The 18,630-nt window shown below is 70.0% G+C and carries 19 protein-coding genes and 1 riboswitch; of the genes, 14 read left to right on the forward strand and 5 right to left on the reverse strand.

Going from position 1 to position 18,630, the window contains the following annotated elements; genetic code table 11:
* Positions 1–13 precede the first annotated feature (13 nt).
* The 4 genes from HW837_RS26585 to gcvT form a co-directional block, all read right to left on the reverse strand.
* Positions 14–1,381, reverse strand: a complete 1,368-nt coding sequence (locus HW837_RS26585) for an L-serine ammonia-lyase (RefSeq protein WP_045562488.1) — start codon at positions 1,379–1,381, stop codon at positions 14–16.
* Between the two features lie 110 nt (positions 1,382–1,491).
* Entirely contained in the window at positions 1,492–2,757 is a 1,266-nt protein-coding gene (gene glyA, locus HW837_RS26590; RefSeq protein ID WP_206705201.1) for a serine hydroxymethyltransferase, read from the reverse strand.
* Positions 2,758–2,775: 18 nt separating this feature from the next.
* A complete protein-coding gene (gene gcvH / locus HW837_RS26595; protein WP_045562486.1) occupies positions 2,776–3,153 on the reverse strand; it encodes a glycine cleavage system protein GcvH in 378 nt (125 codons plus the stop codon).
* Between the two features lie 119 nt (positions 3,154–3,272).
* Entirely contained in the window at positions 3,273–4,394 is a 1,122-nt protein-coding gene (gene gcvT / locus HW837_RS26600) for a glycine cleavage system aminomethyltransferase GcvT (RefSeq protein ID WP_193381746.1), read from the reverse strand.
* Positions 4,395–4,561: 167 nt separating this feature from the next.
* A riboswitch (glycine riboswitch) is annotated at positions 4,562–4,660 on the reverse strand.
* A 190-nt stretch (positions 4,661–4,850) separates the two neighbouring features.
* On the opposite strand from gcvT, the gene HW837_RS26605 reads away from it, so the two are divergent.
* The 11 genes from HW837_RS26605 (at position 4,851) to HW837_RS26655 (ending at position 16,068) form a co-directional block, all read left to right on the forward strand.
* On the forward strand, positions 4,851–5,528 hold the full coding sequence (locus HW837_RS26605) for an AAA family ATPase (protein WP_045562515.1): 678 nt from the start codon (positions 4,851–4,853) through the stop codon (positions 5,526–5,528).
* Positions 5,529–5,602: 74 nt separating this feature from the next.
* Entirely contained in the window at positions 5,603–6,379 is a 777-nt protein-coding gene (locus tag HW837_RS26610; RefSeq protein ID WP_045562484.1) for an enhanced serine sensitivity protein SseB, read from the forward strand.
* Positions 6,380–6,571: 192 nt separating this feature from the next.
* Positions 6,572–7,321 carry an enhanced serine sensitivity protein SseB C-terminal domain-containing protein gene (locus HW837_RS26615; RefSeq protein WP_045562514.1) on the forward strand — a complete coding sequence of 250 codons (750 nt, stop codon included), beginning with the start codon at positions 6,572–6,574 and terminating at the stop codon, positions 7,319–7,321.
* 316 nt (positions 7,322–7,637) lie between these two features.
* Complete coding sequence (locus HW837_RS26620) at positions 7,638–8,636, forward strand: ABC transporter permease (RefSeq protein WP_045562483.1); 999 nt, start codon at positions 7,638–7,640, stop codon at positions 8,634–8,636.
* Between the two features lie 57 nt (positions 8,637–8,693).
* Positions 8,694–10,451 carry an ABC transporter substrate-binding protein gene (locus tag HW837_RS26625; RefSeq protein WP_177261899.1) on the forward strand — a complete coding sequence of 586 codons (1,758 nt, stop codon included), beginning with the start codon at positions 8,694–8,696 and terminating at the stop codon, positions 10,449–10,451.
* Positions 10,452–10,520: 69 nt separating this feature from the next.
* Positions 10,521–11,528: an ABC transporter permease gene (locus HW837_RS26630; protein ID WP_045562481.1), complete on the forward strand. Its 1,008-nt coding sequence runs from the start codon at positions 10,521–10,523 to the stop codon at positions 11,526–11,528.
* Positions 11,525–12,619 (forward strand): ABC transporter ATP-binding protein, encoded by a 1,095-nt coding sequence (locus tag HW837_RS26635; RefSeq protein WP_045562480.1) that lies wholly within the window; start codon positions 11,525–11,527, stop codon positions 12,617–12,619. Before HW837_RS26630 ends, HW837_RS26635 begins: the two co-directional genes overlap by 4 nt.
* Positions 12,616–13,878, forward strand: coding sequence for an ABC transporter ATP-binding protein (locus tag HW837_RS26640; protein ID WP_193381745.1), 1,263 nt, complete (start codon positions 12,616–12,618; stop codon positions 13,876–13,878). Before HW837_RS26635 ends, HW837_RS26640 begins: the two co-directional genes overlap by 4 nt.
* Before the next feature lie 23 nt (positions 13,879–13,901).
* Positions 13,902–14,576 (forward strand): trimeric intracellular cation channel family protein, encoded by a 675-nt coding sequence (locus HW837_RS26645; RefSeq protein WP_093790178.1) that lies wholly within the window; start codon positions 13,902–13,904, stop codon positions 14,574–14,576.
* 80 nt (positions 14,577–14,656) lie between these two features.
* A complete protein-coding gene (locus tag HW837_RS26650; protein WP_045562477.1) occupies positions 14,657–15,511 on the forward strand; it encodes a thioesterase family protein in 855 nt (284 codons plus the stop codon).
* Positions 15,512–15,657: 146 nt separating this feature from the next.
* A complete protein-coding gene (locus tag HW837_RS26655; RefSeq protein ID WP_078853898.1) occupies positions 15,658–16,068 on the forward strand; it encodes a hypothetical protein in 411 nt (136 codons plus the stop codon).
* Positions 16,069–16,141: 73 nt separating this feature from the next.
* Here the strand turns inward: HW837_RS26655 and HW837_RS26660 are convergent, their stop codons facing one another.
* Complete coding sequence (locus HW837_RS26660) at positions 16,142–16,768, reverse strand: TetR family transcriptional regulator (protein ID WP_045562476.1); 627 nt, start codon at positions 16,766–16,768, stop codon at positions 16,142–16,144.
* A 118-nt stretch (positions 16,769–16,886) separates the two neighbouring features.
* Here HW837_RS26660 and HW837_RS26665 point away from each other — a divergent pair, with 118 nt between their 5' ends.
* From HW837_RS26665 to HW837_RS26675, 3 genes are all read left to right on the forward strand, one after another.
* Positions 16,887–17,051 (forward strand): hypothetical protein, encoded by a 165-nt coding sequence (locus HW837_RS26665; protein WP_045562475.1) that lies wholly within the window; start codon positions 16,887–16,889, stop codon positions 17,049–17,051.
* A 37-nt stretch (positions 17,052–17,088) separates the two neighbouring features.
* The gene (locus HW837_RS26670; RefSeq protein WP_045562474.1) at positions 17,089–17,373 is read left to right on the forward strand and encodes a hypothetical protein; all 285 of its coding nucleotides are present in this window, start codon (positions 17,089–17,091) and stop codon (positions 17,371–17,373) included.
* Between the two features lie 74 nt (positions 17,374–17,447).
* The gene (locus HW837_RS26675) at positions 17,448–18,617 is read left to right on the forward strand and encodes a cysteine desulfurase family protein (RefSeq protein WP_193381744.1); all 1,170 of its coding nucleotides are present in this window, start codon (positions 17,448–17,450) and stop codon (positions 18,615–18,617) included.
* The last annotated feature ends 13 nt before the right edge of the window (positions 18,618–18,630 follow it).

The raw sequence follows: 18,630 nt of genomic DNA on the forward strand, positions 1-18,630 counted from the left end.
ACCACGCGCCCCCTCAGCACTCGATGATGTTGACCGCCAGGCCGCCCCGCGCCGTCTCCTTGTACTTCACGCTCATGTCGGCGCCGGTCTCCTTCATCGTCTTGATGACCTTGTCGAGGGACACCTTGTGGGTGCCGTCGCCGCGCATCGCCATCCTGGCCGCCGTGACGGCCTTCACCGCGGCCATGCCGTTGCGCTCGATGCACGGGATCTGGACGAGACCGCCCACGGGGTCGCAGGTGAGGCCGAGGTTGTGCTCCATGCCGATCTCGGCCGCGTTCTCGACCTGTTCGGGGGAGCCGCCCAGCACCTCCGCCAGCGCGCCCGCCGCCATGGAGCAGGCCGAGCCGACCTCGCCCTGGCAGCCGACCTCGGCGCCGGAGATGGAGGCGTTCTCCTTGAAGAGCATGCCGATGGCCCCGGCCGCGAGCAGGAACCGCACGACGCCGTCCTCGTCCGCGCCGGGCACGAAGTTGATGTAGTAGTGCAGGACGGCGGGGATGATGCCCGCCGCGCCGTTGGTCGGAGCGGTGACGACCCGGCCCCCGGCGGCGTTCTCCTCGTTCACGGCCATCGCGTAGAGCGTGATCCACTCCATGGCGTGGGCCAACGGGTCGCCCTCGGCGCGCAGTTGACGGGCGGAGACAGCCGCGCGGCGACGGACCTTCAGACCGCCGGGGAGGATGCCCTCACGGGTCATGCCCCGGGAGACGCAGGCCTGCATCACCCCCCAGATGTCCAGGAGCCCGGAGCGGATCTCCTCCTCCGTGCGCCAGGCCCGCTCGTTCTCCAGCATCAGCGCGGAGATGGACAGGCCGGTCTCCCGGGTGAGCCGCAGCAGCTCGTCCCCGGTGCGGAAGGGGTACTTCAGGACCGTGTCGTCGAGTTTGATGCGGTCCGCGCCGACCGCCTCCTCGTCGACGACGAAGCCGCCGCCCACCGAGTAGTAGGTCTTGGACAGGAGTTCGGCGCCGTCCGCGTCGTAGGCCCAGATCGTCATGCCGTTGGCGTGGTACGGCAGCGTCTTGCGCCGGTGCAGGATCAGGTCGTCGTCGAAGGCGAAGGGGATCTCGTGGTCGTCGAGGAGGCGGAGGCGCCCAGATGCCTTGATCGCCGCCACCCGGTCGTCGGCCGACTCGACGTCGACCGTGCGCGGCGAGGCGCCCTCCAGACCCAGCAGCACGGCCTTGGGTGTGCCGTGGCCGTGGCCGGTGGCGCCCAGCGAGCCGTACAGCTCGACGCGCACCGAGCCGACGCCCGCGAGCAGTTGCTCGTTGCGCAGCCGGCGGGCGAACAACCGGGCGGCCCGCATCGGGCCGACCGTGTGGGAGCTGGACGGGCCGATGCCGATCGAGAACAGGTCGAAGACCGAGATGGCCACGGTGACTCCTCAGAACGGGGGAGGGTTGTGCAGGGGGTGGGGCACCGCGCTCACTCCCCAGTGTGCGCGGTACCCCGGAAAAGCGGGACTACGGTCCGGTGAAGCCCGGGTTACTTCCCCAGCCCCGGGTACAGCGGGTGCTTGTCGGCGAGCGCCTTGACCCGGGCCTTGAGCGCCTCCACGTCGTAGGACGGCTTGAGGGTCTCGGCGATGACGTCGGCGACCTCGGTGAAGTCCTTGGCGGTGAAGCCGCGGGTGGCCAGGGCGGGGGTGCCGATGCGCAGGCCGGAGGTGACCATCGGCGGGCGCGGGTCGTTGGGGACGGCGTTGCGGTTGACGGTGATGCCGACCTCGTGGAGGCGGTCCTCGGCCTGCTGTCCGTCCAGTTCGGAGTGGCGCAGGTCGACGAGGATGAGGTGGACGTCGGTGCCGCCGGAGAGCACGTCGACGCCGGCCTCGCGGGCGTCCGGGGCGGTCAGCCGCTCGGCGAGGATCTTCGCGCCCTCGACGGTGCGCCGCTGACGCTCCTTGAACTCCTCCGACGCCGCGATCTTGAAGGAGACCGCCTTGGCCGCGATGACGTGCTCCAGCGGACCGCCCTGGAAGCCCGGGAAGACGGACGAGTTCAGCTTCTTGGCGAACTCCTTCTTCGCCAGGATGATGCCGCCGCGCGGTCCGCCGAGGGTCTTGTGGGTGGTGGAGGTGACCACGTCGGCGTAGGGCACCGGGTTGGGGTGCAGCCCGGCCGCGACCAGACCGGCGAAGTGCGCCATGTCGACCCACAGATGGGCGCCGACCTCGTCGGCGATCCGGCGGAACTCCGCGAAGTCCAGCTGCCTCGGGTACGCCGACCAGCCCGCGATGATCACCTTCGGGCTGTGCTCCTTGGCGAGGCGCTCCAGCTCCGCCATGTCGACCAGACCGGTCGCGGTGTCCACGTGGTAGGCGACGACCTCGAACTGCTTGCCCGAGAAGTTCAGCCGCATCCCGTGGGTGAGGTGGCCGCCGTGCGCCAGGTCCAGACCCAGGATCGTGTCGCCGGGCTGGGCCAGCGCGAACAGGGCGGCCTGGTTGGCGGAGGCGCCCGAGTGCGGCTGGACGTTGGCGTACTCGGCGCCGAACAGGTCCTTCACCCGGTCGATGGCGATCTGCTCGGCCACGTCGACGTGCTCGCAGCCGCCGTAGTAGCGGCGGCCCGGGTAGCCCTCGGCGTACTTGTTGGTGAGGACCGAGCCCTGCGCCTCCATGACGGCGGCCGGAGCGAAGTTCTCCGAGGCGATCATCTCCAGGGTGGACTGCTGGCGGTGCAGCTCGGCGTCGACGGCGGCGGCGACGTCCGGGTCCAGCTCGTGCAGGGGCGTGTTCAGAAGCGACATGCGTACGACCTCGTGTTCTCAGCCGGCGGTGTGGGCGACGTACTCGTCGGCGGAGAGCAGATCGTCCGGCTCCTCCGCGACGCGTACCTTGAACAGCCACCCGCCCTCGAACGGGGCGGTGTTCACCAGCGACGGGTCGCTCACCACGTCCTCGTTGATCTCGGTGATCTCACCGGAGACCGGCGAGTACAGGTCGCTGACCGACTTCGTGGACTCCAGTTCGCCGCAGGTCTCGCCCGCGGTCACCGTGGAGCCCACCTCGGGGAGCTGGGCGTAGACGACATCGCCGAGCGCGTTCGCCGCGAACTCCGTGATGCCGACCGTCGAGACGCCGTCCTCGGCGACCGACAGCCACTCGTGCTCCTTGCTGTAGCGCAGCTGCTGGGGGTTGCTCATGGCCTGAATTCTCCTGTACGCGAGGGAGTGGTGATGAATGGGGGACTGCTGAAACCGCTGTTGAGCAGCGCGAATGTGCCCAGTGTCACGCTCGGGGCGGGCGACCTCGCGCCCAGTGTCTACTTCTGCCGCTTGTAGAACGGCAGCGCCACGACCTCGTACGGCTCATGGCTGCCCCGGATGTCCACGCCGACCCCGGGGGTCCCCGGCGCGGCGTACATGGCGTCGACGTACGCCATCGCGATCGGCCGGCCCAGCGTGGGAGAGGGGGCGCCGGAGGTGACCTCGCCGACCACCTTGCCCTCGGCGACCACGGCGTACCCGGCGCGGGGGACACGGCGGCCCTCGGCGATCAGGCCGACGAGGACGGGCGGCTCGTGGTGGGCGTGCTCGGCGGCCTCGCGCAGGGCCCCGCGGCCCACGAAGTCGCCCTTGTCGTACTTCACCACCCGCCCGAGGCCCGCGTCGTAGGGGGTCAGCGCCGTGGAGAGCTCGTGCCCGTACAGCGGCATGCCCGCCTCCATACGGAGGGTGTCCCGGCAGGACAGTCCGCAGGGGACCAGGCCGACGCCCTCGCCCGCCTTGGTCAGCGCCTGCCACAACTCGACCGCGTGCTCCGGCTTCACGAACAGCTCGAAGCCGTCCTCGCCGGTGTACCCGGTGCGGGCGATCAGCGCGGGGACGCCGGCGACCGTGCCCGGCAGCCCCGCGTAGTACTTCAGGCCGTCGAGGTCGGCGTCGGTGAGGGAGGCCAGGATCCCGGGCGACTCGGGGCCCTGCACGGCCAGCAGCGCGTAGGCGTCCCGGTCGTCGCGCACCTCGGCGTCGAACCCGGCGGACCGCTCCACGAGCGCGTCCAGCACGACCTGGGCGTTGGAGGCGTTGGCGACGACCAGGTACTCGGTGTCCGCGAGCCGGTAGACGATCAGGTCGTCGAGGATGCCGCCGTCCTCGCGGCAGATCATGGTGTAGCGGGCACGGCCGACGCCGACGCTCCCGATGTCGCCCACGAGGGCGTAGTTCAACAGGGCCGCGGCCTGCGGTCCGGTGACGGCGATCTCGCCCATGTGGGAGAGGTCGAAGAGGCCGGCCCTCGTGCGGACGGCGATGTGCTCGTCCCGCTCGGAGCCGTAGCGCAGGGGCATGTCCCAGCCCGCGAAGTCGGTCATCGTCGCGCCGAGCGAGCGATGCAGGGCATCGAGCGCGGTCCGGCGCGGTCCGGTGGTGGGGCTGCTGCTCATCGGTTCTGCTCCCAGGGAATGACAGATGACAGGTGAGGAAAGTCCTCCCCATCTGTCATCGGAACCTGAGAGGTTCACCACGACCGTACGTACCGGTGGTCGTGATTTGCACCGTGGGTGGAGCCGCCCCCGTGGAAGAGGAGGTACGGCCCGCTTTTCAGATGTGCCTCGCCCGCGCGGTATCTGGGCCTGAGAGATTCAAGGGAGGGACTTGCTCCTTCGGCGCCCCAGCGATGTGCTGCCGGGAACTCTCCCGCGCGGATTCAAGCGGCCGGTATGCAGTTGGCGCGGACATCATCGCACGCATCGACGTGGTGCGGCAGGGGGAGCTTTCAAGGCAGACACAGCGGTCCGTAGCACTCTTGTGGCGATACGAGGACTGAATCAGGAGGGATCGGGCATTACCTTTTCTTTACGGTCTGTGGGGATGGGACCTCCATGCCCCTGGGGAGGACGATCACGGTGAACAGGACCACGGCGTACGCGACGACGTCGGGCATCGCGATGCCCAAGCAGCCCGTCGCACCGTCCGGCGCGGCGTGCGGCCCGTTCCCGAGGGCGGTCGTCCGCGACCTCCGGGCGCGTTCCGGGCGCAGCCCCCATGAGCTGACCTTCGGGCCCGACGACCTGGTGGTGGTCACAGGGCTCCCCGGCAGCGGCAAGTCGACCCTGATGCGGCGGGCGGTGCCCGGCGTCCGCATCGACTCCCAGGACACCCGCGACCGCTTCGACGCCCGCTTCGCCCGTCAGCTGCCGTACGCGGTCTACCGCCCCTTCGTGCGCCTCGCGCACTACGCCGCGCTGCGACGCGCCCTCCGCTCGGGGGAGGGCGTCGTCGTGCACGACTGCGGGGCACAGGCATGGGTGCGCAGTTGGCTCGCGCGCGAGGCCCGCCGCCGGGGCGGGACGCTTCACCTGCTGTTGCTCGACGTCACTCCCGGTGAGGCCCGGGACGGCCAGCGGGAGCGGGGACGGGGCGTCTCCCGGTACGCGTTCGCGCGGCACAGGGGGGCGATGACCCGGCTGCTGCGGGCGGTGGAGAAGGGGAGGCTGCCCGAGGGCTGCGGGGCGGCCGTCCTCATCGACCGGGCCGCCGCCGATGTCCTGAAGCGGATCCACTTCCCGCGCTCCTGAAGGGCGCGCCCCCGCCCCGGAAGCAATTAAGGTGCAGGGACAACAGCATCACGGAGCAAAGCGGTAGGCAGCAGATGGACTTCCCGGCGGACTTTCCGGCACAGGCGTATCCCCATGGGCACGGCGGATGGCCCGGCAACGAGCTGGAGGAGGTGCTGTCCGCCTCGCTCGGTGTGCCCCAGGCCGGGGCGCGGATCGTGGAGGTGCTGGCCCGCAGCTTCGTCTGGGTGCCGCTGCCGGAGGGCGGCGGCCCGCAGAGCGGTCAGCTCGACCTGCCGACGATGGAGTTCGACGGGCAGGCGTACGTGCCGGTCTTCAGCTCCGAGGAGCAGTTCCGCCAGGTCGTCGGCAACCACATGTCGTACACGATCGCCCCGGCCGTCGAGTTCGCGCGGGGCCTGCCCCCGCAGATCGGGCTCGCCCTCAACCCCGACGGCGTCGTGGGCATCCCGTTGCCGCCGCCCGCCGTGGCCGAGCTGTGCCGGGCCGGCCGGACCCCGCTGGACGGATCGGCGAGCGGCGCCCGCGTCCGCCTCTACGAACCGGACTGGCAGGACGACCCGGTCGATTTCCTGGCCGCGGCCTCCGCCGAGTTCGCCGGTACCGGGGTCGTGCTCTCCGCCCGCCGCTGCCTCGCCACCATCGAGACCGCCGACCCCGTCATGTTCATCGGCGTCGAACTGGCCTCCTGGGAGGCCGACCGCTCCCTCCCCCTCGCCGCCCTCGGCCGGGCCCTCACCAAGGCCCCCGTCCCCTGGCCGGTCAACATGGTCTTCCTGGACGTGGCCCAGGACCCGGTCGGCGACTGGCTCCGCGAGAAGGTACGGCCCTTCTACCAACAGGGGTACTGATCGGCGTGCCCCGCAAGGGGCGCGGGGACCGGCGCGACCAGCCACGACGCGCCCGCGCACCGCGACGCACGGCAACCCCCGAGCCCTCACCGGCTCAACCAGCGCACCACCTAAGCTGTCTCCTATAACCAGGGTCCAACACGAAGGACGGCCAACGTGAGCGGCAGCATCGCCACCGGGCAGGTCGAGCACATGCTGCGGCAGGTGACGCCCGGGCGTTACGACGCCTACGAGGCGCTGCTGCGTGCCCTCGCCACCCCGTCCTCCGGCCAGATCTGGATGCTGCTCTGGCACGGCCAGGCCGGCTCCCCCGACGCCCAGTACGGGAACATGGAGGTCGACGGGTTCAACTACGCCCCGTGCGTGACCTCCGCCCAGGAGCTCTCCGCCAGTGGCTGGAACCGCAGCTACGAGGTGGTCGACGGCCTCGACGTGGCCCGCACCCTCTACCCCGACCACTACGGCCTCTGGCTCAACCCGCACGCGCCGGGCGGCGGTGTCGGCGTCCCCTGGCTCGACCTGCGCCGGATCGCCACCGGCCTGGAGCGGCAGCCCGCGGGCCCGCTCAGGCTCTCCGAGCCGGCCATCGAGATCCCGCAGTTCTACGCCCTGCTGACGCAGAACGCCCACCGCACGCCGGCCGTGCGGTCCCTGCGCCGTGCCTGGGTGCAGCCCGCGCTCGGCGCGCCGTACCTGGCGATCGGCCTCGACGTGTACGACACCTCGCCGCCGGCCGTCGACTCGGTGCGGGCGATGATGCAGCAGTCCATCGGCGCGGTCCCGGACGGTCTGCCCGTCTCCACCGTCGCCATGTCCGACGAGTACGACCCGGTCGCCATGTGGCTGCGCGCGGGCGCCCGCCCCTTCTACGACCGCGATGCCCACGCGGCGCCCGCCCAGGCCCCGGCGGCGGGCGGATACGGGTACCCGAGCGGCTACTGAGCCGGGGTGAGTGGTTTCCACCGCTCAACAGAGCGTCACGTCCGCATAGCGGAACCCTGCTGGCCACATCACGGTTGCGCATACATTCGCCGTCAAGTCTGGTGCCTGATCGCGCGACCGTTGAAGACTCCCCCAGAGCAGTGGGGGGATCCGGCGAACACGCTGTTCATGCGGTGAAGTTCGGTGCCGTACCTCCCTCTCGTACCCAGCAGTAGTCACAGAGCAAGAGAGCAGTAGTGGTGACGGACCGCACCGCAGACCCGGGCGGCCGCCAGGCACAGTCGGCAACCACCGGCACGGGCAAGCACGAGGGACGATGACCGCACCCATTGAGACGACCGGATCGCAGGCCGAGGCACAGCCCGAGGCCGTGCTGGAAGGCGTCGAGGCCAAGAAGATCGAGGGCCGTTCGCTCGGCCAGATCGCCTGGACCCGCTTCAAGCGCGACAAGGTGGCGGTCGCCGGCGGCATCATCGTCGTCCTGCTGATCCTGATCGCGGCCCTCTCCCGGCCGCTGCAGGCGCTGCTGGGGCTCGACCCCAACGCGTTCAACCAGGACCTGATCGACCCCAACACCTCCCTGCCGAAGGGTGACTTCGGTGGGATGAGCTGGGACCACCCGCTCGGTGTCGAGCCGAAGTTCGGCCGCGACATCCTCGCCCGCATCCTGGAGGGCTCCTGGGTCTCCCTGGTGGTGGCCTTCGGCGCGACGCTGCTGTCGAACGCCATCGGCGTGGTGCTCGGACTGGTCGCCGGCTACTACGGCGGCCGGGTCGACACGGTGGTGAGCCGGCTGATGGACACCTTCCTCGCGTTCCCGCTGCTGCTGTTCGCCATCGCCATCTCGGCGACGCTCCAGGGCGGCGCCTTCGGTCTCGAAGGACTGCCGCTGCACATCACGGTGCTGATCTTCGTCATCGGTTTCTTCAACTGGCCTTACATGGGACGCATCGTGCGCGGTCAGACCCTGGCGCTGCGCGAGCGGGAGTTCATCGACGCCTCGCGCGGCATGGGAGCGGGCGGCCCGTACGTCCTGTTCAAGGAACTGCTGCCCAACCTCGTCGCGCCGATCATCGTCTACTCGACGCTGCTCATCCCGACCAACATCATCTTCGAGGCGTCGCTCAGCTTCCTCGGGGTCGGGATCCAGCCGCCGCAGGCCTCCTGGGGCGGCATGCTCAACCAGGCGGTCGACTTCTTCGAGGTCGACCCGCAGTACATGATCGTTCCCGGCCTCGCGATCTTCATCACGGTGCTGGCCTTCAACCTCCTCGGTGACGGCCTCCGGGACGCCCTCGACCCCCGCAGCCGCTGACGTCTGCGGTCTGTCGTCCCACACAACTGTCCAACTACGAAGGGGAAACCGACCATCATGCGAAGGTCAGCAATGGCCGCGGTCGCGGTTGCGAGCGCCGCCGGACTGCTTCTGTCCGCGTGCAGCAAGGCGGATGACGGCACGGACGACGCACCCAAGGGCGCCGGCGCCAACGCCGCGACCAAGGGTGTCGTCAACGAGTCCACCCACAAGGGCGGCACGGTCACGTACGCCAGCTCCGACGCCCCGGAGTCGCTCGACCCGGGCAACATGTACTACGCGTACGGCTTCAACTTCAGCCGCCTCTACGCGCGTCCGCTGATGACGTTCAAGCCGGCCGCCGGTGAGGCGGGCAACGAGATCGTCCCGGACCTCGCCGAGGGCAAGGGCACGCCCAGCGACGGTGGCAAGACCTGGACGTACAAGATCCGCCAGGGCGTCAAGTACGAGGACGGGACCCCGGTCACGTCCAAGGACGTCAAGTACGCCGTGGAGCGCTCGAACTTCGCGCGTGACGTGCTCTCGCTCGGCCCGAACTACTTCCAGCAGATGCTGGACGACCCGGGCAAGTACAAGGGCCCGTACAAGGACAAGAGCGAAAAGGGCATCTCGTCCATCGAGACCCCGGACGACCAGACCATCGTCTTCAAGCTGAACAAGCCGTTCTCCGAGTTCGACTACCTGGCCACCATGCCGCAGACGGCTCCGGTTCCCCGGGCCAAGGACACCGGCGTCGACTACACCAAGAAGGTGGTCTCCACCGGCTCGTACAAGTTCGAGAAGTACGAGGAGGGCAAGCAGATCGTCCTCACCCGCAACCCGGAGTGGGACGCCAAGACGGACCCGCTGCGCAAGCAGTACCCGGACAAGATCGTGGTGAACCTGAAGGTCAACAAGGCCACCATCGACAAGGACGTGATGGCCGGCGACACCATGATCGACATCCAGGGCACCGGTGTCGACCAGCAGACGCAGGCGTCGATCCTGAAGGACAAGGACCAGCTCGCCAACACGGACAACACGCCCGGCGGCCGTCTCGTCTACACGGCCATCAACACCAAGGTGGCGCCGTTCGACAACGTCGACTGCCGCAAGGCCGTGCAGTACGCGATCGACAAGGTCGCCGTGCAGACCGCGATGGGTGGCCCGTACCGCGGTGACATCGCCTCCACCGTCCTGCCCACCGACGTCTCGGGCTACGAGAAGGCCGACACGTACGCCACCCCGGACAACAAGGGTGACGTCACCAAGGCCAAGGAGCACCTGAAGGCCTGCGGCAAGGAGGGCGGCTTCAAGACCTCCATCTCCGCCCGCACCGACCGCCAGGGCGAGGTCGACGCGGCCACCGCGATCGTCGAGGCGCTGAAGAAGGTCGGCATCGAGGCCGACATCAAGCAGTACCCGTCGGGCAAGTACTTCTCCGACTACGCGGGTGTGCCGGCGTTCAACAAGAAGAACGACATCGGCCTGATCATGATGCAGTGGGGCGCCGACTGGCCCACCGGCTACGGCTTCCTGCAGCAGATCGTGCACGGCAAGGCCATCGGCCAGTCCGGCAACACCAACCTGTCCGAGCTGAACGACCCGGCGATCAACAAGCTGCTCGACGACGCGATCGGCAACACCGACGAGGCCGCCCGCACCGCCGCGTACACCGAGGTCGACAAGAAGGTCATGGAGCAGGCCGCCATCGTGCCCCTGACCTACTTCAAGGTCCTGCTGTACCGCTCGCCGTACGCCACCAACCTGGTGTCGTCCGCGGCCTTCAGCGGTCAGTACGACTACCTCAACATCGGTACCACGGAAAAGAAGTAGCCCCGGAAGGCAGGTGAAGGCATTGGCGCCCGCGGGTGAGCACACCCGCGGGCGCCGGCGCCGGTCCTCGTGATCTCGTACATCATCCGCCGGACGATCGCGGCGGTGATCCTGCTGCTCGTCGTCACCGCGGTCACCTTCGGCATCTTCTTCATTCTGCCGAAGCTCGCCGGGCAGTCGGCCGACCAGCTGGCACAGCAGTACATCGGCAAGAACCCCACGCCCGAGGACATCGCGGCGGTCAAGCGGAACCTGGGCCTGGACCAGCCGGTCTACGAGCAGTACTGGAACTTCATCAAGGGCATCGTCTCCGGTGCCACGTACGACCTCGGACCCACCACGGTCCGCTGCGACGCGCCCTGCTTCGGCTACTCCTTCAAGGACCACCTGGAGGTCTGGCCGCAGCTCACCAGCCGGCTCCCCGTGACGATCTCGCTCGCGTCCGGTGCCGCCGTGCTGTGGCTGCTGGGCGGTATCGCGGCCGGTGTCATCTCGGCTCTCAAGCCCGGGTCGATCTTCGACCGGGCCGCGATGGGAGTGGCGCTCGCCGGCGTCTCCCTGCCCATGTTCTTCACCGGTCAGCTGGCCCTGCTGCTGTTCAGCTACCAGCTGGAGATCTTCGGCAGAACCTACGTCCCCTTCACCGAGAACCCCTCGCAGTGGGCCAACACCCTCTTCCTGCCGTGGTGTTCACTGGCACTCCTCTACTCGGCCATCTACGCCCGGCTCACCCGCTCGGGCATGCTGGAGACGATGAACGAGGACTACATCCGCACCGCGCGGGCCAAGGGCCTGCACGAGCGCAAGGTGGTCGTCAAGCACGGCCTGCGCGCCGCGCTGACCCCGCTGGTGACGGTCTTCGGCATGGACCTCGGGCTGCTCCTCGGCGGCGCCCTGATCACCGAGACCGTGTTCTCCCTGCACGGCATCGGTGAGTACGCGGTCCAGTCGATCAGCGCCAACGACCTGCCCCCGATCCTCGGGGTGACCCTGCTCGCGGCGTTCTTCGTCGTCTTCATGAACCTTGTGGTGGACCTGCTGTACGCCACGATCGACCCGCGGGTGAGGCTCTCGTGACCGAACTGTCCAAGACCGGGGCCGCCGTCGGCGAGCCCGCACGCGCGGGGGACGCCCCCGAGGCGTTCCTCGAAGTGCGCGACCTCAAGGTCCACTTCCCCACCGACGACGGCGTGGTCAAGTCCGTCGACGGCCTCTCCTTCCAGCTGGAGAAGGGCAAGACCCTCGGCATCGTGGGCGAGTCCGGCTCCGGCAAGTCGGTCACCTCGCTGGCGATCATGGGCCTGCACCGGCTCGGCGCCCGCGGCAAGAACGTCCGGATGTCCGGCGAGATCTGGCTCGACGGCAAGGAACTCGTCGGGGCGAGCCCCGACGAGGTACGCCGGCTGCGCGGCCGCGACATGGCGATGATCTTCCAGGACCCGCTCTCCGCGATGCACCCGTACTACAAGGTCGGCAGCCAGATCGTCGAGGCGTACCGGGTCCACCACGACGTCAGCAAGAAGGTCGCCCGCAAGCGCGCCATCGAACTGCTCGACCGCGTCGGCATCCCGGAGCCCCACAAGCGGGTCGACGGTTACCCGCACGAGTTCTCCGGCGGTATGCGCCAGCGCGCCATGATCGCCATGGCCCTGGTCAACAACCCCGAACTGCTGATCGCCGACGAGCCCACGACCGCCCTGGACGTCACCGTGCAGGCGCAGATCCTGGACCTGATCCGGGACCTGCAGAAGGAGTTCGGCTCCGCGGTCATCATCATCACGCACGACCTCGGCGTGGTCGCCGAGATCGCCGACGACATCCTCGTGATGTACGGCGGGCGCTGTGTGGAGCGCGGCCCGGTCGACGACATCTTCCACCAGCCGCAGCACCCCTACACCTGGGGCCTGCTCGGCTCGATGCCCCGCATCGACCGCGCCCAGACCGACCGGCTCATCCCGGTCAAGGGCCAGCCGCCGAGCCTCATCAACGTCCCCTCGGGCTGCGCCTTCAACCCGCGCTGCCCCTACGCGGACGTCCCCAAGGACAACATCACCCGCACCGAGCGCCCCGACCTGCGCGAGGTCGGCGGCCGGCACTTCACCGCCTGCCACCTGTCGCAGGAGGACCGTACGCGGATCTGGACCGAAGAGATTGCGCCGAAGCTGTGAGTGAGACTGAGACCCGGGCCGCCGTGCCGGCCCCGCGCGCCGACGCCGACGAGAAACCGCTGCTCAGGGTCGAGGGCCTGGTCAAGCACTTCCCCATCAAGAAGGGCCTGCTCCAGCGGCAGGTCGGGGCGGTCAAGGCCGTCGACGGCATCGACTTCGAGGTCCGCCGCGGCGAGACCCTCGGTGTCGTGGGCGAGTCCGGCTGCGGCAAGTCGACCATGGGCCGGCTCATCACCCGCCTGCTGGAGCCGTCCGGCGGCAAGGTCGAGTTCGACGGCACGGACATCACGCATCTGAAGACCGCCGGGATGCGCCCGCTGCGCCGCGACATCCAGATGATCTTCCAGGACCCGTACGGCTCCCTGAACCCCCGGCACACCATCGGCACCATCGTCTCCGCGCCCTTCAAGCTCCAGGGTGTGGAGCCCGAGGGCGGGGTGAAGAAGGAGGTCCAGCGCCTGCTGGAGCTGGTGGGCCTGAGCCCCGAGCACTACAACCGCTACCCGCACGAATTCTCCGGCGGCCAGCGCCAGCGCATCGGCATCGCCCGCGCGCTCGCCCTCAAGCCCCGGATGGTCGTCGCGGACGAGCCGGTCTCCGCGCTCGACGTGTCGATCCAGGCCCAGGTCGTCAACCTGATGGACGACCTCCAGGACGAGCTCGGCCTGACGTACGTGATCATCGCGCACGACCTCTCCGTCGTCCGCCATGTCTCCGACCGCATCGCCGTGATGTACCTCGGCAAGATCGTCGAACTCGCCGACCGGGACTCCCTGTACGCGGCGCCGATGCACCCGTACACCAAGGCGCTGCTGTCGGCCGTGCCGATCCCGGACCCCTCGCGCCGGGGCGCCAAGAGCGAGCGCATCCTGCTCAAGGGTGACGTGCCCTCGCCGATCGCGCCGCCGAGCGGTTGCCGCTTCCACACCCGGTGCTGGAAGGCCACCCAGGTCTGCAAGACCACCGAGCCGCCCCTCGCCGAGCTGAAGCCGGGCCAGCGGGTCGCCTGCCACCACCCGGAGAACTTCGAGGACCAGCAGCCGCAGGACGTCGTCCTGCTGACGGCCGCGAAGGAGGCGGGCGAGCTGGTACCGGACGCGGTGAAGAAGGCGGAAGAGCCGAAGGTGCCGGAAGAGCCGGAGGTGCCGGAGGTGCCTGAGGCCCCTGCGGTACTGGAGGCTCCCGAGAAGCCGGAGGCGCCCAAGGAACCCGAAGCGCCCAAGGAGCCCGAGCGCCCCGAGAAGCCCGGTAAAGACTGACGTCGGACGGTGTGCGCCTTGCAATGCAAGGCGCACACTTGTTTTCAGGGCAGAATGTACGGGTGTCCCCCTACCCGCTCGACCTGATCGGCATCTTCGTCTTCGCCATCTCCGGCGCGCTCCTGGCCGTCCGCAAGAACTTCGACATCTTCGGCATCGCCGTCCTCGCCGAGGTCACCGCGCTCGGCGGCGGCCTGTTCCGCGACCTGGTCATCGGTGCCGTACCGCCGGCCGCCTTCACCGACCTCGGCTACTTCCTCACCCCGCTGCTCGCCGCCCTCCTCGTCTTCTTCCTCCATCCGCACGTGGAGCGCATCCAGACCGGGGTGAACGTCTTCGACGCCGCCGGCCTCGGCCTCTTCTGCGTCGCGGGCACGACGAAGGCGTACGACTACGGTCTCGGCCTGACCGCCTCCGCCACCCTCGGCCTCGCCACGGCGGTCGGCGGCGGTGTGCTGCGCGACGTCCTCGCCAACGAGGTGCCGTCGCTGCTGCGCTGGGACCGTGACCTGTACGCCGTGCCCGCGATGGTCGGCGCCGGGCTGGTCGTGCTCTGCATCAGCCTGGACGCCCTGACCCCCGTCACCTCGGCCCTCGCCGCGGTCACCGCCTTCGTCCTGCGGCTGCTGGCGATGCGGTACCACTGGCGGGCGCCGCGCGCGTGGAACAGGCGGTCCGCCGCCGTCGAGGAGGCGTGAGGTGCGGGGCGTGAGGTGCGGGGCGCGAGGTGCGAGGCATAAAGCTACCGCTTAGTAATGAGCTGTTGTACGGTTCATCCATGCCCGAAGCAGCTTCCGTACAGGCCACCGTCGGCGACAGCGAGTTCGACCGGGACACCGCGCTCACCCGTCGGGCCCCCGGTGTCTACGACATCGACCTCTCCGCCGGCTGGACGATCATCGGTGCCGTCAACGGCGGCTATCTGCTGGCCGTCCTCGGCCGCGCCCTCGCCGACGCGCTCCCGCACGACGACCCGTTCACGATCTCCGCGTACTACCTGACCGCGTCCCAGCCCGGCCCGGCGGTCGTCCGCACGGACGTCGTCCGCACCGGCCGGACCCTCTCGACCGGCCAGGCCTCCCTCTTCCAGTACGACGACGAGGGCCGCGAGATCGAGCGGATCCGTGTCCTCGCCTCCTACGGCGACCTGGACTCCCTCCCGGCCGACGTCCGGACGACGGCGAAGCCGCCCGCGATGCCGCCGATCGACGAGTGTTTCGGCCCGCAGGACGCGCCCGGCCCCGTCCCCGGCGGCTCCGCCATCGCCGACCGGCTGTTCCTGAAGCTCGACCCCGCGACGCTCGGCTGGGCCCTCGGCGCACCCTCCGGCAAGGGCGAGATGAGGTCCTGGTTCGGGCTCGCCGACGGGCGTGACGCCGACCCGTTCTCCCTGCTCCTCGCGGTGGACGCGCTGCCGCCGACCGCGTTCGAGATGGGCCTGAAGGGCTGGGTCCCGACGGTCGAGCTGACCGTGCACATCCGGTGCCGCCCGGCGCCGGGGCCGCTCCGGGTCGCCATCACCACCCGCAATCTCGCCGGGGGTTTCCTGGAGGAGGACGCCGAGGTCTGGGACAGCGCCGACCGCCTGGTCGCCCAGTCGCGCCAGCTGGCGAGGGCCAGACTGTCGGACTGAGACGCCGAGTGCCGGGCGCCGGGGGGACGTTGGTGATCGCTTTGCCGTTCGCACAGGGTTGACACAGCGCGAACCCAAGAGAGCCCCAAGCTGAGTTGATTCGATGCCGCTCACGAACTCCCTCGACGTTCTTGGAGTTGTCTCTCATGAAGCGTGCACGTCTCGTCCCCGGTGTCGTCCTGCTGGCGGCCGCACCCCTCTTCCTGGTGGCGTGCGGCTCCGGCGACTCGTCGTCGTCCACCTCGAACAACGGCGACTCGGGTCAGCAGCAGAGCTGTCAGGCACCCTCGGGTGCCCCCTCCGGCGCTCCCTCGGGCGCACCGTCGGCGGGCGGGCAGGCGCCGTCCGGTGCCCCCTCGGGTGCCCCCTCCGGGCAGCCGTCCGGCGCGCCCAGCGGCGCTCCGGGCGGTGGCGGCCAGAACGGCGGACCCGGTGGCGGCTGCGGCGGTCCCGGTGGCGGTCAGCCCGGACAAGGTGGCCAGGGTGGCCAGGGCGGACAGGCGCCGAGCGGGGCGCCGAGCCAGGAGGCCTCGGCGTCGGCGTCCAAGGACAGCTGACCGGCGCAGTCGACCACAGGGAGGGCGCGCCCGAGGTGTTCGGGCGCGCCCTCCCTGTCGTGTGCGCGGGGGATCAGTCCAGCCAGTGGCGGCAGCCGATGCTGATCAGCCGCATCCGGCGGCCCGCCAGCCGGGTCACCCGCAGGCGTTCCTCCTCCGGCTCGTCCTGGGCCGCCAGGAACAGCGAGGCGGTCACCAGCATCTGATCGACGTACAGACCCGCGAGCATCAGCCGGTCGTCGTCGGTCCACCCCGCGGTCTCGGGCCGCTTGGCCAGCTCGCCGCGGACCTCCTCGGTGAACCGGGTGAGCTGCCCCTGGATGGCGTCCCGCACCGGCTGGACCCCGCTGTGCCGTTCGCGTGCGATGAACCGGACGTGTGCGGGGTACCCGTCGACATGGCGGGCGATCAGCTCGACGGCGCGCTCGACGAGTTCGTCACTGTCGCCCACCGCCGACATCAGATCCCCGAGCACGGGGTGCAGACTGCCGAGCGCCTCCTCGACCAGCGCGACGCCGAGGTCCGCGGTCGACCGGAAGTGCCGGTAGAACGCGGTGGGGGCGACCCCCACGGCCCGGGTGACCTCGCGAAGTCCGAGGCTGCTGAGGCTCTGCTCCTCCAGCAGGGCGAGGGCGGCGTCCATGAGCGCCCGCCGCGTCTTCTGCTTCTGCACCTGCCGGACGCCGAAAGTGTGACTCATGCCATGCAGTTAACAACTGTTCTCCGTAATTGCAAAGCCGGGTGGCGCGCTAGACTTGGGAGTCAGTGAACAACTGTTACTACAACCGTTCACCCAACTGTCACGGAGGCATTCCACGATGTTGTTCCTCGTCGCCGCACTTCTGCTGCTGGGTGTCGTCCTGGGCACCGTGGCCCATGTGCCGCCGGCCGTCTCGACGGTCCTGGCCGTCGGTATCGCGCTCTGGCTGGCGATCTTCGCCTACCGCGAGCGCCACGCCCGCCGCGGTCACCGCACGCACTGACCGTCCGCCACCGCCAACCCGTTGGGAGCAGACCGACATGCAGCTCACCGCCCCGCGCCAGCAGACCGGAACGACCACCGCCCGACCCCGGGGCCGTGACGCCGACGGCATGGCCGTCGCCTCCTTCGTCCTCGGTCTCCTCGGCCTCCTCGTGCTCAACCTCTTCCTCGGCCCGATCGCGATCGTCCTCGCGGCGGTGGCCCTCAAGCGCGGCACGACCCGCCGGGGCCGCGCCTTCCTGGGCCTCGGCCTGGGCGTCGCCGACCTGATCGTCCTGGCCACCCTGATGCAGACGACGAACACGGTCTCCTGGAGCGTCTGAGGCAGGCCGGAAAACCCCGGTTCAGCGGAGCACCCCGAGGTCGCCCGGACACGGCCCCGTAGAATCGGCTCACCATGGCTTACCTCGACCACGCGGCGACCACCCCGATGCTCCCCGAGGCGGCAGAGGCCCTGTCCGCCCAGCTGAGCGTCACCGGCAACGCCTCCTCGCTGCACGCCTCCGGCCGCCGAGCGCGGCGGACCGTCGAGGAGGCCCGCGAGACCCTCGCCGCGGCCCTCGGAGCCCGCCCCAGCGAGGTGGTGTTCACCTCCGGCGGCACCGAGGCCGACAACCTCGCCGTGAAGGGGCTGTACTGGTCCCGCCGCGACGCCGACCCGGCCCGCACCCGGGTCCTCGCCAGCCCCGTCGAGCACCACGCGGTCCTCGACGCCGTCCACTGGCTCGGCGAACACGAGGGCGCCACCGTCGAGTACCTTCCGGTGGACGCGTACGGCCGGGTCCACCCCGAAGCCCTTCGTGAGGCCGTCGCCCGCAACCCCGACGATGTCGCCCTGGCCACCGTGATGTGGGCCAACAACGAGATCGGCACGATCATGCCGATCCGCGAACTCGCCGACGTGGCAGCGGAGTTCGACGTCCCCCTGCACGCCGACGCGGTGCAGGCCTTCGGGCAGGTTTCGGTCGACTTCGAGGCCTCCGGGCTCGCCGCGATGACCGTCTCCGGCCACAAGATCGGCGGCCCGTACGGCATCGGCGCGCTGCTGCTGGGCCGCGAGTACAGCCCCGTGCCCGTGCTGCACGGCGGCGGCCAGGAGCGCCATGTCCGCTCCGGCACCCTCGACGTCCCGGCCGTGGCCTCCTTCGCGGTCGCCGGCCGGCTCGCCGCCGAACAGCACGAGTGGTTCGCCCGGGAGATCGGCGCCCTGCGCGACGCCCTCGTCGAGGCGGTGCGTACGGCGGTGCCGGACGCCGTCCTCGGCGGTGACCCGTCCCCGGCGGGGCGCCTCGCGGCCAACGCGCACTTCACGTTCCCCGGCTGCGAGGGCGACTCGCTGCTGCTGCTGCTCGACGCCCAGGGCATCGAGTGCTCCACGGGTTCCGCCTGCACGGCCGGTGTCGCCCAGCCCAGCCATGTCCTCCTCGCCACCGGCACCGACCCGGACCTCGCCCGCGGCACCCTCCGCTTCTCCCTCGGCCACACCTCCACGGAGGCGGACATCGAGGCGGTCGCGAAGGCGATAGGCCCGGCGGTGGAACGCGCCCGCAACGCGGGTCTGAGCTGAGCGGACGGACCCG

Origin of the sequence: Streptomyces caniscabiei, from assembly GCF_014930365.1 — a bacterium.
GTDB classification, from domain to species: domain Bacteria; phylum Actinomycetota; class Actinomycetes; order Streptomycetales; family Streptomycetaceae; genus Streptomyces; species Streptomyces caniscabiei.